Below are 14,723 nucleotides of genomic sequence, written 5' to 3'. Positions count from 1 at the left end.
GTTCGCGGTCGATCTTCGCTCGATTATTTATAAGCAGACCGCTGAGTCCCTATCGGTGTTCGCCGTCGATCCGTACCCGGCCGTTTATAACTGAACGATCCGCACGATAGCGATGCCCGCTGTCGGGCTACGGTGAGTTGGTTATAAATAAGCGATAGAGGCGTTAGTGGCGTTCACTGTCGATCGGCGGTCTGTCGTTTATAAATAGCGCCCGAGTCGGCGGCGGTCGCCGCGGCCCCGATACCGCGTTCAACAGCAGAACATGAACGGGTAGACCAAGGCGACGCGGTCCCCCTCCTCCAGCTTCGTGTCGAAGCCGTTCTCGTTCTCGTTGAAGTGGCCGTTGACGAGGATCCGGGCGTACGCGATGGTCTGCTCGCCGACGGGGTTCTTCGACCACGTGCCCGGCAGCTCCTCCGGCGTCGGCGCCCAGCCGCTGTGGGTCGCGTCGGACTCCGACTCCGCGATCAGCATGTCTTGGAGCTGCGGGTACTCCTCGAACAGCTCGTCTAAGAACGCGCGGAGCGTGTCGCCCTCGAAGGTGTACTCGAACTCGTACACGTCCAGCTCCGTGCGCACGTGGCCGGTACACCGCACGGTGACGGTCGTCTCCGCATCGGTCGCGGTCGCGTCCGCCTCTGGTCCGCCGGTCTCCGCCTCGGGCGGGTCGGTCATCTCGCCGGTTTGAGCCATGTGCGAGCGTACGCGGCCGTGCCGGGTAAGCCGGGTTACGAACATGTTCGCGGGAGGACGGACTGGAGGCGAGCGGAATCTGCCGGTCGCGGTCGGTACCGCGCGAAGCGCATCCGGGGGTCCGCTAACGCGCCGGTGAGACGGCTCGAAACGCCCTGACGACGACGGTTTCGAGCGTCGGGAATCCGACCGAACATGTTGTCGCTAAACGAATAGGACGTCTCAGCGGCTGTCTCTTATACACANGCTCAGAGATGTGTATAAGAGACAGCGTATCAGGAGGCGCCGCCGATACCCGACGAGGTCGTCGGCCCCGACGGCGAGACGGTCGTCACGGGGGCCGAGGTCCAAGACGGGAAGGAGGCGTTCCAGCAGTACGGGCTGATGAACCACGGGTCGATCCTCGGCAACGGGGCGTACTACGGCGAGGACTACACCGCCGAGACGCTGGAGCTGAAGACCCAGCACATGCGCGAGTACTACGCCGACGCCGAGTACGGCGCGGCGTACGACGCCCTCGACTCGGGCGAGCAGTCGCGGATCGACGCAATCGTGCGCGACGAGCTCGACCAGTCGCACGACGGCGGCGACGTCGTGGAGTACTCCGCCGCGGAGCTGTACGCCCACGAGCGGGTGCGCGAGACGTACGTCGAGCGCTACCACGAGGGCGACCACGACCGCGGCGTCCCGGTCGAGATGATCGGCTCGGAGGAGGAGGCCGAGGCGTTCGCCGACTTCGCGCTGTGGACCGCGTGGTTCTCGCACACCGACCGCCCGAACGCCGACCACTCCTACACCAACGAGTGGCCCTACTCCCCCGGCGCCGGCAACGACGCCACCGGCTCGGCGATGATCTGGAGCGTGATCGCCATGGTGCTGCTCGTCGGCGCCGCGGGCGCGGCGATCCTCCTCTACAAGTCGGTGAAGCTCCCCGAGCCGTCCTCGGCGGGGATCTCGGTGCCCGAGCCGGGCGACGTGAGCGTCTTCCCGAGCCAGCGCGCCGCGCTCCGGTTCATCCCGATTGCCGCGGGGCTGTTCTTGGCGCAGGTGCTGCTCGGCGGCCTGCTCGCGCACTTCTACATCGAGCGGGCCGGGTTCTTCGGGATCGAGCGGGTGTTCGGGATACACATCCTCCAGCTGCTCCCCTTCTCCATCGCGAAGACGTGGCACATCGACCTGGGAATCCTCTGGATCGCGTCGACGTGGCTCGGCGCCGGGCTGTTCCTCCCGCCGCTGCTCACCGGCCACGAGCCGAAGCGACAGGGGACGTACGTGAGCGTCCTGCTCGGCGCGCTCGTCGTCATCGTGGTCGGCGGCATGGGCGGCATCTGGCTCGGCGCGAACGGCTACCTCCCGGGCGAGCTCTGGTGGCTGCTCGGCAACGAGGGGCTCGAATACCTCGAAGTCGGGAAGGTGTGGCAGGCCGGCCTGCTCGCCGGGTTCATCCTCTGGGCGGTCCTCGCGATCCGGGGGCTCAAGCCGCTTCTCGACCGGGAGCCGCCCTACGGGCTCGCGCACATGATCCTCTACGCGGGCGGCTCGATCACCCTGCTGTTCGTCGCCGGGTTCATGTTCACGCCGTCGACCAACATCGCCGTCACGGAGTTCTGGCGCTGGTGGGTCGTCCACATGTGGGTCGAGGGCGCCTTCGAGTTCTTCATCGTCGCCATCATCGGGCTCACCCTGGTGTCGATGAACCTGCTCTCCCGCCGCAGCGCCGAGAAGGCGGTGATGCTCCAAGCGCTGCTCGTGATGGGGACCGGCGTCATCGGCGTCTCGCACCACTACTGGTGGATCGGGATGCCCGACTACTGGGTGCCGATCGGGAGCGTCTTCTCGACCTTGGAGCTGCTCCCGCTGATCTTCATCCTCTACGAGGCGATCGGGCAGTACCGCGCGATGCGCGAGACCGGCTTCCCGTACAAACTGCCGTTCATGTTCATCGTCGCCAGCGGGGTGTGGAACTTCGTGGGGGCGGGCGTCCTCGGCTTCTTCATCAACCTCCCGCTGATCAACTACTACGAACACGGGACGTACCTCACCGTCGGCCACGCGCACGCCGCGATGTTCGGCGCGTTCGGCTTCCTCGCGCTCGGCATGGTGACGTACATGCTCCAGCTGTCGATCGACCCCGAGCGCTGGGACGGCTCGTGGCTCCGCGCGGCGTTCTGGTGTTGGAACGTCGGGCTCGCGCTGATGGTGTTCGTCTCCGTCCTCCCGGTCGGGTTCCTCCAGCTCGACGTCGCGTTCACGGAGAGCTACGCCGCGGCCCGCAGCCTCGCGTTCTACGAGCGCGACATCGTCCAGACGCTGTTCTGGGCGCGGCTCCCGGGCGACACGCTGATCATCGCCGGGACGGCCGTCTACGTCGCCGACCTGATCCGCAAGCGGTTCGTCCTCCGCGCGTCGGAGGACGACCCCAGCGTCGACGACATGGCGGTCGCGGAGGGGATCGTCGGCGACGACGACTGAGGGACGCTTGAGCGGGCGGTCCTCAGTCGCGGAGCCGGTCGGACCGCTCCGACCACCCGGTCGCGTCCGTCGCGAGGTCGCGGACCTCGCGGCGGATCCCGGCGTAGTTGTCGACGATGTCCTGCGTGGTGACGATCCCCTCGGGCGTCACGCCGTCGACGACGACGAGCTTCTTGACGCCCTCCGAGCGCATGCGTTCCGTCGCGGTCCGGAGCGTCGCGCTCGGCCGAACGGTGACGAGGGGAGCGCTCGCCGCCTTCCGGATCGGGATCGCGGAGAGAGGGTCGTCGGTGACGTACCCGGCGTGGAGGACGTCGCTCTCGGTGAGGATCCCGGCCGGGGTCCCGCCGTCCGTGACGACGACGCTCCCGACCCGGTTCCGGAGCATCCGCTCCGTGGCGTCCCGGACCGTGGCGCCGACGTCGCAGGTCACGAGGTCCGTCGTCATCACCTCCTCGACGAGCATAGCGGAGGTACCGCGGCGGGGTACTTGTAGGTGGCTGCGGGACGCGCGACGCCGGTCCGCTGCCGAGTCGCGCTGCGCGGCCGCCGCTCAGTAGTGCCAGGGGTACTCGCGGAACTGCGGCTCCCGACCCTCCAAGAACGCGTCGCGGCCCTCCTGGGCCTCCTCGGTCATGTACGCGAGCCGCGTCGCCTCGCCCGCGAACACCTGCTGGCCGACCATCCCGTCGTCGGCCATGTTGAACGCGTACTTCAGCATGCGCATCGCGGTCGGCGACTTCCGGGTCATCTCGTCGGCCCACTCTAGGGCCACGTCCTCCAACTCCTCGTGCGGGACGACCTCGTTGACCATCCCCATGTCCGCGGCCTCCTCGGCGGAGTAGGTCTTCCCGCGGAAGAACACCTCACGGGCCTTCTTCTGGCCGATCTGCTTCGCGAGGTAGGCGGAACCGAACCCGCCGTCGAACGAGCCCACGTCGGGGTCGGTCTGGAGGAACTTCCCGTGCGCCTCGCTGGCGAGGGTCATGTCGCAGACGACGTGCAGCGAGTGGCCGCCGCCGACCGCCCAGCCGGGGACGACCGCGACGACCGGCTTGGGCATAAAGCGGATCAGCCGCTGGACTTCGAGGATGTGGAGCCGGCCGGCGCGCGCCGAGCGGACGAGGTCGTCGTCGTCGTCGCTCGCCTCGTCGTCGTCGCGGTACTCGTAGCCGGAGCCGCCGCGCACGGACTGGTCGCCGCCCGAGCAGAACGCCCAGCCGCCGTCCTTCTCCGAGGGGCCGTTGCCGGTGAGGAGGACGGTGCCGACGTCCGCCTGCTTGCGCGCGTGGTCGAGCGCGGCGTACAGCTCGTCGACCGTGCCGGGCCGGAAGGCGTTGCGGACCGCGGGGCGGTCGAAGGCGATCCGGACCGCGGGGACGTCGACGGCGCGGTGGTAGGTGATGTCGTCGAACTCGTCGGTGACGGGTTCCCACGCGTCGGGATCGAAGATCTCCGAGACCATGCCGGCTCGTACGTCCGGCCCGCTCATAAACGGCGTCGGATCGAATGAGGAGAAACCGCCGGCTCAACGCGTTGTGTCTCCGCGGCGCCCCGCGACGAGGACGGGGAGCCGATCCCAGCGTCTGGGACGGACGCCGGAGTCGCGGCTCGCCCGTCGGGACTCGTCAGTCGTTCTGCGCGTACGCACCCTTCGGGTGCCCCTTGTGCTGGAGGTTGCGGTTGTCGCGCTTCCGCGTCGCGGTCGCGGGGATGACCTCGCGGGTCGGGTCGATCTCCGACCGCGGCATCCCGGTGTAGCCGTGGTCCGGATGCTCGGAGCAGTGTGCCATCGCGTCGTGCGAGCCCTCCCACGGGCCCTCGTCACAGCCGTCCGCCGTACAGACGAACACTATCTCCTCTGACATGCTAACCGGGGGTTCCCGGCCGGTGTATAAAAACCTCGCACCGGAATTATCAGTTTTGGATCTGTCGTTCCGCGCCGCGAAACCGACTGACCGCGCGGCCGGACCCGCTAATCGCCGGCGGCGGGCGCGCCGAACAGCTCGACGCTCGTCCCGTCGTGTCGACAGTCTTCGAGCGCGTGCTTGGCCGTGAAGCCGGCCTCGTGGGCGGAGGCCCCGCGGCCGACCCCGACCTGGAGTTCGACGTCGACGTCGTCCGCGACGTGGGCGACCGCCGACGAGAACGCCGACTCGGGGAGGTCGGGGCAGACCGCCACGACGTTGTCGCCGCCGACGAAGAAGGAGAGGGCGCCGTGCGCCTCGCGGAGGTGGCGCATCAGCGAGCCGTACGCCTGCTCGATGTTGATGAACGTGTCGAACTCGTTGAGTTGGTCGGTGTACTTCCCGGTCGCGTTGACCACGTCGAAGTGGGCGATCTGGAGGTCCGACCGGTCCGTCTCCGAGAGGTACTCGCCGGCGAGCACCTCGGTCCGGCTCTCGTCCTGCGCGCTGCCCGCGGTCTGAAGCCGCCGGTTCGCCGCTTCGAGCGCGTCCACGGGACGCTCGGCGACGGCGGTACCGAGGCTGACGCTGACCGGGTAGCGGTTGCCGATCGACTCTTGCAGGCTCGCGTGGGCCGCGCCGTCGACGCCGTTCGTCACCGCGATCATGTTGTCGAACCTGGTGAAGAAGACGTAGGCGTCGCGGTGGCCGAGGAACTGGGCGACGTCGGAGAACAGCCGCGACTGGAGGGTCTGGAGGTCCATCTCCCGGCGCGGCTCCGGCGTCGTCGTCCACGGCCCGTAGTTGTCGATCTGGACGAGGGTCACCTGAGTCGTCGTCACAGTGAGCATCGGTACGGAACGCTGCCGCTTTACCCTTCCGTTATCCCGAAGGTGGAACCGGTACCGAGTTCGTGATCGATGTGCGCCGGCCGGGTGATCGTCCCTCGCCGCGGACGCGGGCGCAACCCCTACGGCCGTGGCGCCCGCATTCGGGGTATGACATACAGCGGCGCCGTCATCGACGTCGACGGCACTGTCGTGCGCGGCGACGAACCGATCCCGGGCGCCCCGGCGGGGTACCGGCGGCTCCGCGAGGCCGGAGTCGAGCCCCTGTTCGTCTCGAACAACCCGACGAAGGCGCCGCCGGCGTACGTCGACCGCCTCGGCGCGGCGGGGTACGACGTCGACGCCGACCGCGTCTTCACCGCCGGCAGCGTGACGACGCGGTACCTCCGAGAACACCACGCGGACGCCGACCTGCTCTGTATCGCCGCCCCGGGACTGCTCGACCAGTTCGCGGAGGCCGGCCTCTCGACCACCGACGACGTCGACGCCGCCGACGCCCTGGTCGCCTCCATCGACCACGAGTTCGACTACGACGACCTCTGTACCGCGCTGTGGGCCTTGGAGCGCGAGATCCCGTTCATCGGCACCGACCCAGACGTGGTGATCCCGGCTCCCGAGCGCGACGTGCCGGGGTCCGGCGCCGTGATCAACGCGATCGCGGGCGTCGCGGAGCGCGAGCCGGACGCCGTCCTCGGCAAGCCCTCGGATACCGCGATCGAGATGGTGCGCGAGCGGCTCCCCTACCCGGCCGAGGAGTGTCTCGTCGTCGGCGACCGGCTCGACACGGACATCGCGCTCGGGGAGCGCGCCGGGATGACGACGGTCCTCGTCCGCTCGGGCGTCACCGACGACGACGACCTCGCCGCGTCCGCGATCGACCCGGACCACGTGATCGACCACCTCGGCGAGATCGACCGCGTCGTCGACTGAGGGCCGCGCAACGGGCCGCCAACTACGTTCGCCGCGTGGGAAACAGTTATGTACCGGCGAGCGCACCGCTCGCATATGGGAGTGGTTGACTCACACGAAGATCGGACCGGGGACGACGAGGAGGATCCGGAGGAGTCCGTCCGCGTGCTGGAGGGACACGCGGTCCAGTTCAACGAGTACCGGTACTGAGAGCGGCGTCGCGAGCGCTTCGGTCCGCGATCGACCGCCCGACGGCTGTCGGGACCGTTAAGTGGTCGTCGGGGGTAGCCGAAGGTGTGATACGGAGGCTCCGACGCGCGAGCGTCTTCGCCGCGGTGGCCGCGCTCGCGGTCCTCGCGCCGTCGCTCGAGACCGCCGCCGCCGTCCCCTTCTTCGCCGTCGCCGGCGCGGCCTTCTTCGGCGTCCGCGACGGGGAGTGGTTCGAGACGCTCGCGCTGCCCGGCGACCGGGAGGCGGAGCGCCTCTACGGGCTCGTCTCCTTCGCGCTCGCCGGCGCGGGCCTCGCGCTGTTCGCGTCGCTGCCGCGCGCCCCGCTGCCGTACGAGGCGTTCGCGGCGGCGACGCTCGCGGTCGGCGCCGGCCGCCTCGGGCGCACGCTCGTCTCCCGGCGGACGACCGACGAGTTCCCGCTCGTCGCCGGCTACGTCGCCGCCGGGACGGCCGCCGCCCTCGCCGGGCAGGTCGCCGTGCGGCTCCAGACCGGCGCCCCCGTCGACGCTGAGACGGTTCCCCTCCTCGTCTTCCTCGCCGCGGCGGCCGCGCTGACGGCGGCGCTCGTCCGCTCGCTCGTGTTCTCCCGGGACGCGCACATCACGTCGATCCTCGTCGCGTTCACGGTCTGGGGCTTCCTCGCTTTGGAACCGACCGTCGGCCCCCTCCTCATCGTCGTCGGCCTCGCGGTGACCGGCGCGCTGGGCTACGTCTCCTTCGCCATCGGCACCGCCTCGGTCGCAGGCATGCTCACCGGCGTCGTCTCGGCGCTGCTCGCGGTCGTCCTCGGCGGCGTCGGCTGGTTCCTCACCCTCATGTCCTTCTACGCGATCGGCGGCCTCGCCTCGAAGTACCGGTTCGACGAGAAGGCGGCCCGGGGCGTCGCCCAGGAGAACGAGGGCGCCCGCGGCACCGGCAACGTGCTGGCGAACTCCGCGGTCGCGCTCGCGGCGGTGGTCGGCTACGCGGCCGCGCCGCACCTCGCCGTCCCAGCCGCGCCCTTCGGCTTCGCGTTCGCGGGCGCGACGGCGACCGCGATGGCCGACACGCTCTCCTCGGAGATCGGCGGCCTCTTCGACGGCCCGCGGCTGGTGACGACGCTCCGCCGCGTCGAGCCCGGCACCGACGGCGCGATCACCTGGCAGGGCGAGCTGTCGGGCCTCTCCGGCGCGCTCCTCGTCGGCCTCCTCGCCGCGGGCGGGGCGCCAGTGCTCGACCCGGTCGCCCCCGGCGGCGTCGCGGCGGGCGGCGCCGTGGTCGCCGCCGGCGTCGCCGGGATGACCGTCGACAGCCTGCTCGGTGCCCTGGTCGAGGGAGACCGGATCGGCAACCAGGCCGTGAACTTCCTCGCGACGCTCGGCGGCGCGGTCGTCGCCGTCGCGCTCTGGGCGGTGGTGTAAATGGCGGGCGAAGATCCCGACCCCCGAGTCCGTCCGGGTCGGACCGCCGACGCCGACCGGATCCGGGAGCTCCAGTCGCACCTCCGGCAGCCGAGCCCGGACCTGCTGGAGTACGGGCTCGCGGTGGGCGCCGTCCGGGTGAGCGTCGCCGACGCCCGCGTCGTCGGCTACCTGCTTCCGGTGGACGCGCCGAACCGACCGGGCGTTCACCTCGCCGAACTGGTCGTCGCGCCCGGCTTCCGCCGAGAGGGTCGCGCACGCGGGCTCCTCCGCGCGGTCATCGCCGACGCCGACGGGCCGGTGACGCTCCAGGCGCACCCGGACAACGACGCGGCGCTGGCGCTGTACGAGTCGCTCGGCTTCGAGGTCGTCGAGCGGCGGCCGGACGCGTACGCCGACGGCGACGGGCTCGCCTTGCGGCTCGATCCGGAGGCGTAGCGGTTCCCCCTCGTCTCCGCGGGCCGCCGCAGACACAAGGACTATTCGAACGCCACGCCTCCGGACAGCCATGAGTGACGCCGACGCGGAGACCGAGCCGATCGACGTCGACTTCGGCGAGGACGGGCTGGTGCCGGCGGTCGCCCAGGACGCCGACTCCGGCGAGGTGTTGATGCTCGCGTACGTCTCGCCCGAGGCGCTCTCTCGCACCCGCGAGACCGGCGAGGCCCACTACTACTCCCGGTCCCGCGAGGAGCTGTGGCACAAGGGTGACACCTCGGGGCACACCCAGACGGTCCGCGAGGTCCGGGTCGACTGCGACGCCGACACCCTCCTGTACCTCGTCGACCAGGAAGGGGGGGCCTGTCACACCGGCCACCGGTCGTGTTTCCACCGGACGATCGACGGCGAGCACGTGGGTGAGCGCGTCTTCGACCCCGACGAGGTGTACTGACCGATGACCGAGGCCGTCACGGAGAGCGACGGGGCTGGCCCCGTCACCGAGGCCGGCGAGGCGGCCGCGCGGCTCCGCGAGCGCTACGACGAACTCCGCCGGATCGAATCGCGGATCGACGACCACGGACGCGAGCGCGTCGAGGCCGCCGCGGACGCCTACCGCCGCGCGCAGCGGGTCCTCGACCGGTTCGAGGAGGACGCGGTCGGCTCGGGCGACTTCGAGTCGTACGTCCGCTTCCGCGGCGAGTTCGGCGACGCGGTCGACGTGGACGACGACACGCCCGCAGGCGACGCCTTCGAGGCGGCCGACGAGGCGGTCGACAAGCGCCGGCTCTCGGAGTCGGACTTCGCGGCCGCGCGCGAGGCGCTGGAGCCGGCCGGGGAGTTCGTCGACCTCCTGGAGGCGTACGACGACGCGGTCGACGACTACCGGGCGGCCCGGAAGGCGGCCAAGGAGGCCCGCAAGCGGCTGGAGTCGCGGCTGGAGGAGCTCCGGGAGGTCGCCGACATGGCCGACGCCGACCTCGACGCCGACCTCGCCCGCCTCCGCGAGCCGATAGAGGCGTACGACGAGGGGATCCGAGAGGCGTTCCGGGAGTTCTTCAAGTCGGCGTCCGCCCGCGAGGTGTTCGACTTCCTCGACCGCGCGGACGCGACGCCGTTCGTCGACGTGGACGTGCCGCCGACGGACCTCGCGGAGTACGTCGAGACGCACGCGGCGGGCGAGGAGCCGCCCGCGACGCTGCTGGAGTACGCCGACTACACGAACTCCAAGCTGGAGCACTACGTCGACGACCCGGGGGCGCTCCGCACCGCGGTCGCGGTCCACCGGACGTACCTCGAGCGGCTCGACGGGGAGCCGCTGACGCTCGACTGGCCGCCGAAGCCGGGCGACGAGCTCGCCTACGAGATCGACGAGCTGGTCCCGCTCGTCGGCCGGATCGCCGACGACGACGTCGTCGCGACCCTGCGCTCGGTCCGGGAGCTCGCGCGCGGCGACGGATACGAGCGGCTCCGCCGCGCGGCCGAGGTGCGCGACGCGCTCGACGGCGACGACCTCGCCCTGATCGAGCGCGGCGAGGCCGACGAGCGCGTCGCCGAGGCCGAGCGGACGCGCTCGCTCGTCGACGACGTCCTGACGGAGACGGAGCGGGAGTAGGTCCGACCCGGCGCGCTCGGTGACGGGACGCCCGCCGCCGCGGAGTGCGGATTTTTAAGCCGCGTCGCGGCCGAGCGGTGGTATGACCAGATTCGACGCCGCGACCGAAGACGAGCGGCTGAAGCTGTTCGCCGACGCGGCGGCCGCGCACCGCGCGCGCTCCGGCGACGTGATGACCGTCGACGTCGACCCCGACAGCGACGACACCGAGGGCGGCGAGGTGCCGCCGTGGATCCAGCTGGCGGGCACCGAGCTCATCATGGACTGTACCGACGAGGAGCTGGACCGCCTGAAGGGCCTGCTCTCGGAGTTCCCCGAGTTCCGGATCGACGAGCTCGTCAGCCCGGAGGAGGCCGAGGGGACGAACGCCGTCGTCACCGCCCGCTCGGACGCGAACCGCGTCGCCGGGTTCGTCGAGCGCGCCTTCCGCGAGGTGTACGGGCTCGACGCGGAGTACCGGGCGTGGGTGACGGCGATCTGACGCCGACCGGGCGGGTCGCCGGCGGCGGCTCGCGCGTCGCCGCTCCGCGCGCTACTTCGCGAAGTAGCTCGTGAAGAATCCCGAGAGGAACGAGCTGATCGCGACCGCGACGAGGAGGTCCGTCGTGTCGTGGTCGCCGTCGCCGGCGGTGAGCCAGGTGACTGCGACGCCGATGCCGAGCGAGATGACGCCGTTCGCCGTGTCTTCTTTGAGTCCCATACCCGGTGTTGACGGCGCAGCGACAAAACCGATGCGGCGGTGCTCGCTCTCGTCCCGGCGAACGGTCGACCGCGACGAGACCAGCGCGTCCTAGTGGAACCCGCGGTCGACGTCGTCGTCTTCGATCAGGTCGTCGAGCTCGCCCGTGAGCAGCTCCTCGGCCTCCTCGAAGGTGTCCGAGAGCTCGTCGAGCTCGTCGGGTCGGCCGTCGAACTCGTACTCCATCGGGCCGAACGCGGGCGACTCGACGGCCTCCATCACGTCCTCGAAGAGGTGGTCGGGGTCGGTGGGCGCCTCGGCGTGGACCTTCAGCGTCTCCGTGAGCCGCGTGGCCATCTCCTCGGCGTGGTCCTCGTCTTCGGGCGCCGACTGGACCGCGAACCGCCCGTCGCTTTCCGCGTCCGGGAGGAGCGGGTCGAGCTCGTTGTCGACCTTCCGGGCGACCCGCGCCCCGACGCCGCGGAGGTCGCGGGGGTTCTTCGCGTACGTCTTCAGGTGGTAGAGGCCGACGCTCGGGTGGCCGAAGTAGAGGTCCTCGCCGAGGCCGCCGCGGCGGGAGCCGGCGACCGCGCGCCAGCCGTCGGGGTCGGTCGAGTCGCTCGCGACGTCCGCGAGGATGTCGTCCCAGTCTCGTACGCGCATGTCGGTCGATTCCTCGGTCGCGCGAGCGCAAGAGCGTGTCGGTGGCGGGCGTACGAGGGGACGGAGTCGCGCCCGGGGGCGACGGCCGACCGCCCCCACCGACAGCGTTTTTCGGTGCCGCCGCCGAGCGGGGACGTGAACGTTCGCGGGCCGATCGTCTCCGTCGGGGAGGCGCGGACGGTGTCGACGTCGTACGGCGAGCGCGACCTCCGCGAGGTGCGGGTCCGGCCCGACCGCGGCGCGGGCGACCCGGTCGACGTGACGCTGTGGGGGAAGTGGACGGAGACGGCGGAGCACGCGGAGCCCGGGATGGAACTGCTCGTCACCGACCCCGAGGAGGACGAGTACCGCGGGGAGACGGGGTACGCGACGACCGACGAGTCGTGGGTCGTCCTCGAGCCCGACTTCCTCGTCGACGTGACGGGGATCCGCTCGTGGGTCCAGTGCCCGCGGATGTACTATTTAAATAAACTCTCGGGGATCCCGCTCAACTATCCGGTCGTCAAGGGGACCATCGTCCACGAGGTGTTCGGCGACCTGCTCCGCGGGATGGAGCTGGAGGCGTCCGTGGCGGACCGCGTCGCGGAGGCCGGCCTCGAACTCGGGCTGCTCGGCTACGAGACCGACGAAGTCGAAGACGAGGTGCGCCGCAACGCCGCGGCGGTCGAGGGGTGGCTCGCGCAGGGGACGCTCGCCGACGAGGACACGTGGCGCTCGGAGTTCACCCTCATCTCGCCCACGTTCGGTTTAAAAGGGCGCGCCGACGCGCTCCGACGTGGCACCCCGGTCGAGCTGAAGACGGGGAAGAACACCAAGCGGGAGCCGCGCTTCCACGACAAGGTTCAGGCGGCCTGCTACGCGCTGATGCTCGACGAGCGCGGCGTCGACCCGGACATCGGGACGCTGCTGTACACGAAGAACACCGCCCTCGACCGCAACGAGGAGTCGGGCGACCTCGCGCCGGCCAAGGAGTTCACCGTCGGGCGCGGCTTCCTGGAGTTCGTCGTGCGCGAGCGCAACGCCCTCGCCGCGATGGAGTGGCGCGCGCTCAACGACCCCGGCGAGCGCCCCACGGTCCCGACGGGGTACGAGGCGGACGCGACCTGTAGCTACTGCTTCGAACAGGACACGTGTATGGTCGTCTCCGGGCGGCTCGACCAGGAGTCGAAGGCGGGGCAGGTCGGGACGCCGGTGCCCGACGCGGAGCGCGACTACTTCGACCGCTTTTATACGGCCCTGGAGGAGGAGCGCCGCGAGACCCACGCCGAGTACCGGAAGCTGTGGGAGCAGACGCCCGCGGAGCGCGCCGCGGACGACCGCGCGCTGATCGACCTCGAACCCGTCGCCCAGACCGAGATCGACGACGCCCGGTGGGAGCTCCGCGCCCGGAAGCCGGGGGACGCCGTCTCGAAGCTCCGCGAGGGCGACGTGGCGCTCGCGAGCGACGGCGATCCGGTCTCCGGCCACGCCGAACTCGGCCGGATCACCGAACTCGGGAAAGACGAGGTCGTCGTCGAGACGGACGAGCCGGTCGAGCTGCGCCGGCTCGACGTCTACCCCTCGGAGATCTCCGTCGATCGCTCGCTCACCGCGCTCCACGACGCCGTCTTAAAAGGCGAGCCCGACCGAAAGGACGTGCTGTTCGGCCGCCGAGAGCCCGAGTTCCGGGACGCCGCTGACCGCCCCGCAGACGCCCCCGGCGCGTACATCGACAACAACGCGTCCCAGAACGAGGCGGTCGAGCTCGCGGTCGACGCCGAGGACCTCGCGCTGATCCACGGGCCGCCGGGAACCGGGAAGACGTACACCATCGCCCGGACGATCCGCGCCTTGGTCGCGGAGGGGAACCGGGTGCTGCTGTCGGCGTTCACGAACCGCGCGGTCGACAACGCGCTCGAAGCGCTGCGCGACCAGGGGTTCGACGACGTGCTGCGGGTCGGGACCGAGACAGGGGTCCGCGGCGACATGCAGGACGTGCGGCTCGTCCAGCGCGGCGAGCCGAACGCGAAGGCGGCCGAGCTGCGGGACGCGCCGGTCGTCGCCGCCACCACCGCGGCCTGCGGCTCCCGCGTCATGCGGGAGTGCGAGTTCGACGTTGCGCTGGTCGACGAGGCCTCCCAGCTCACGGAGCCGGGCACCCACGCCGCGATCAACCGCGCGGACCGGTTCGTCCTCGTCGGCGACCACGAGCAGCTGCCGCCGGTCGTCCGGGCCGAGAACGACCTTCAGACCTCCCTCTTCCAGCGGCTCATCGAGCGATACCCCGACGCGAGCGTCATGCTCGACCGCCAGTACCGGATGAGCCAGCGCATCCAGGCGTTCGCCTCCGCGGAGTTCTACGACGGCGCGCTCCGGCCCGCCACGCCCGAGGTCGCGGGGCAGACGCTCGCGGACCTCGGGGTCGATCCCGACGCGCTCGCCCCGGAGCTGACCGGCGGCGTGGGGTTCGTCGACCCCGACGGCGAGCGCGACGGGAACCGGAACGTCCGCGAGGCCGAGCGCGTCACCGCGGTCGTCGACGCCTACGTCGCCGCCGGCGTCGACCCGGACGACGTCGGCGTGATCGCGCCCTTCCGCGCGCAGGTCGCGGAGATCGGCCGTCGAACCGACGTGACAGTTGACACCGTCGACCGCTTCCAGGGCTCCTCGAAGGAGGTGATACTCGTCTCGTTCGTGGCGACCGGCGACCTCGACGGCCCCATCTTCGAGGACCACCGCCGCGTGAACGTCGCGCTCACCCGGGCGAAAAAGCAGCTGACGATCGTGGGCGACGCCGACGCGCTCGGCTCCGACCCCTTCTACGCGCGGATGCTCGACTGGGCGCGACGGTAGGCGGACACGGGAGGAATTCGGCCTGGAGAGCGTTTA

The 14,723-nt window shown here is 70.8% G+C and carries 15 protein-coding genes; 8 read left to right on the top strand and 7 right to left on the bottom strand.

Translation table 11 applies throughout. The features are described from left to right. Positions 1-249: 249 nt before the first annotated feature. Positions 250-693, bottom strand: a complete 444-nt coding sequence (locus C466_RS03185) for a MoaD/ThiS family protein (protein WP_004596747.1) — start codon at positions 691-693, stop codon at positions 250-252. A gap of 291 nt (positions 694-984) precedes the next feature. Here C466_RS03185 and C466_RS03180 point away from each other — a divergent pair, with 291 nt between their 5' ends. Then, positions 985-3,165: a nitric-oxide reductase large subunit gene (locus tag C466_RS03180; RefSeq protein ID WP_049911495.1), complete on the top strand. Its 2,181-nt coding sequence runs from the start codon at positions 985-987 to the stop codon at positions 3,163-3,165. A 22-nt stretch (positions 3,166-3,187) separates the two neighbouring features. On the opposite strand, the gene C466_RS03175 is transcribed toward C466_RS03180, so the two are convergent. The 4 genes from C466_RS03175 to C466_RS03160 all read right to left on the bottom strand — a co-directional run bounded on the left by C466_RS03175 (position 3,188) and on the right by C466_RS03160 (position 5,914). After that, positions 3,188-3,631 carry a CBS domain-containing protein gene (locus C466_RS03175; protein ID WP_004596756.1) on the bottom strand — a complete coding sequence of 148 codons (444 nt, stop codon included), beginning with the start codon at positions 3,629-3,631 and terminating at the stop codon, positions 3,188-3,190. 87 nt (positions 3,632-3,718) lie between these two features. Next, positions 3,719-4,630, bottom strand: coding sequence for a 1,4-dihydroxy-2-naphthoyl-CoA synthase (locus C466_RS03170; protein WP_004596758.1), 912 nt, complete (start codon positions 4,628-4,630; stop codon positions 3,719-3,721). Positions 4,631-4,793: 163 nt separating this feature from the next. Beyond that, on the bottom strand, positions 4,794-5,033 hold the full coding sequence (locus C466_RS03165) for a hypothetical protein (RefSeq protein WP_004596760.1): 240 nt from the start codon (positions 5,031-5,033) through the stop codon (positions 4,794-4,796). A gap of 107 nt (positions 5,034-5,140) precedes the next feature. Further along, positions 5,141-5,914, bottom strand: a complete 774-nt coding sequence (locus C466_RS03160; protein ID WP_007345192.1) for a GTP cyclohydrolase III — start codon at positions 5,912-5,914, stop codon at positions 5,141-5,143. A gap of 156 nt (positions 5,915-6,070) precedes the next feature. Between C466_RS03160 and C466_RS03155 the strand changes: the two genes are divergently transcribed. The 6 genes from C466_RS03155 to C466_RS03130 all read left to right on the top strand — a co-directional run bounded on the left by C466_RS03155 (position 6,071) and on the right by C466_RS03130 (position 10,994). Beyond that, on the top strand, positions 6,071-6,850 hold the full coding sequence (locus tag C466_RS03155; RefSeq protein WP_004596765.1) for an HAD-IIA family hydrolase: 780 nt from the start codon (positions 6,071-6,073) through the stop codon (positions 6,848-6,850). A 275-nt stretch (positions 6,851-7,125) separates the two neighbouring features. Next, positions 7,126-8,460 (top strand): DUF92 domain-containing protein, encoded by a 1,335-nt coding sequence (locus C466_RS03150; protein ID WP_004596769.1) that lies wholly within the window; start codon positions 7,126-7,128, stop codon positions 8,458-8,460. Next, a complete protein-coding gene (locus C466_RS03145; protein ID WP_004596771.1) occupies positions 8,461-8,898 on the top strand; it encodes a GNAT family N-acetyltransferase in 438 nt (145 codons plus the stop codon). Between the two features lie 70 nt (positions 8,899-8,968). Further along, positions 8,969-9,352, top strand: coding sequence for a phosphoribosyl-AMP cyclohydrolase (hisI, locus tag C466_RS03140; protein ID WP_004596773.1), 384 nt, complete (start codon positions 8,969-8,971; stop codon positions 9,350-9,352). Between the two features lie 3 nt (positions 9,353-9,355). Then, a complete protein-coding gene (locus C466_RS03135; protein ID WP_004596775.1) occupies positions 9,356-10,513 on the top strand; it encodes a DUF7118 family protein in 1,158 nt (385 codons plus the stop codon). An 82-nt stretch (positions 10,514-10,595) separates the two neighbouring features. Then, a complete protein-coding gene (locus tag C466_RS03130; protein ID WP_004596776.1) occupies positions 10,596-10,994 on the top strand; it encodes a hypothetical protein in 399 nt (132 codons plus the stop codon). Positions 10,995-11,045: 51 nt separating this feature from the next. Here C466_RS03130 and C466_RS16880 read toward each other — a convergent pair whose 3' ends face one another. Together C466_RS16880 and C466_RS03125 are read right to left on the bottom strand one after the other, a co-directional pair. Further along, positions 11,046-11,213 carry a hypothetical protein gene (locus C466_RS16880; protein ID WP_004596778.1) on the bottom strand — a complete coding sequence of 56 codons (168 nt, stop codon included), beginning with the start codon at positions 11,211-11,213 and terminating at the stop codon, positions 11,046-11,048. Between the two features lie 90 nt (positions 11,214-11,303). Beyond that, positions 11,304-11,855, bottom strand: coding sequence for a hypothetical protein (locus tag C466_RS03125; protein ID WP_004596780.1), 552 nt, complete (start codon positions 11,853-11,855; stop codon positions 11,304-11,306). 135 nt (positions 11,856-11,990) lie between these two features. Here C466_RS03125 and C466_RS03120 point away from each other — a divergent pair, with 135 nt between their 5' ends. After that, positions 11,991-14,687, top strand: coding sequence for an AAA domain-containing protein (locus C466_RS03120; protein ID WP_004599563.1), 2,697 nt, complete (start codon positions 11,991-11,993; stop codon positions 14,685-14,687). Positions 14,688-14,723 lie beyond the last annotated feature (36 nt).

The sequence above is a fragment of the Halorubrum distributum JCM 10118 genome, assembly GCF_000337335.1.
GTDB classification, from domain to species: Archaea; Halobacteriota; Halobacteria; order Halobacteriales; family Haloferacaceae; genus Halorubrum; species Halorubrum distributum.
The sequence above is the reverse complement of the archived record's forward strand: the minus strand, read 5'-3'. Positions and strand labels throughout refer to the sequence as shown.

Coding starts and splice junctions, on each gene's coding strand:
- C466_RS16880 (WP_004596778.1), bottom strand. CDS start 11,213: ATGGGACTCAAAGAAGACACGGCGAACGGCGTCATCTCGCTCGGCATC.
- C466_RS03155 (WP_004596765.1), top strand. CDS start 6,071: ATGACATACAGCGGCGCCGTCATCGACGTCGACGGCACTGTCGTGCGC.
- C466_RS03170 (WP_004596758.1), bottom strand. CDS start 4,630: ATGGTCTCGGAGATCTTCGATCCCGACGCGTGGGAACCCGTCACCGAC.
- C466_RS03165 (WP_004596760.1), bottom strand. CDS start 5,033: ATGTCAGAGGAGATAGTGTTCGTCTGTACGGCGGACGGCTGTGACGAG.
- hisI (WP_004596773.1), top strand. CDS start 8,969: ATGAGTGACGCCGACGCGGAGACCGAGCCGATCGACGTCGACTTCGGC.
- C466_RS03175 (WP_004596756.1), bottom strand. CDS start 3,631: ATGCTCGTCGAGGAGGTGATGACGACGGACCTCGTGACCTGCGACGTC.
- C466_RS03145 (WP_004596771.1), top strand. CDS start 8,461: ATGGCGGGCGAAGATCCCGACCCCCGAGTCCGTCCGGGTCGGACCGCC.
- C466_RS03185 (WP_004596747.1), bottom strand. CDS start 693: ATGGCTCAAACCGGCGAGATGACCGACCCGCCCGAGGCGGAGACCGGC.
- C466_RS03135 (WP_004596775.1), top strand. CDS start 9,356: ATGACCGAGGCCGTCACGGAGAGCGACGGGGCTGGCCCCGTCACCGAG.
- C466_RS03125 (WP_004596780.1), bottom strand. CDS start 11,855: ATGCGCGTACGAGACTGGGACGACATCCTCGCGGACGTCGCGAGCGAC.
- C466_RS03130 (WP_004596776.1), top strand. CDS start 10,596: ATGACCAGATTCGACGCCGCGACCGAAGACGAGCGGCTGAAGCTGTTC.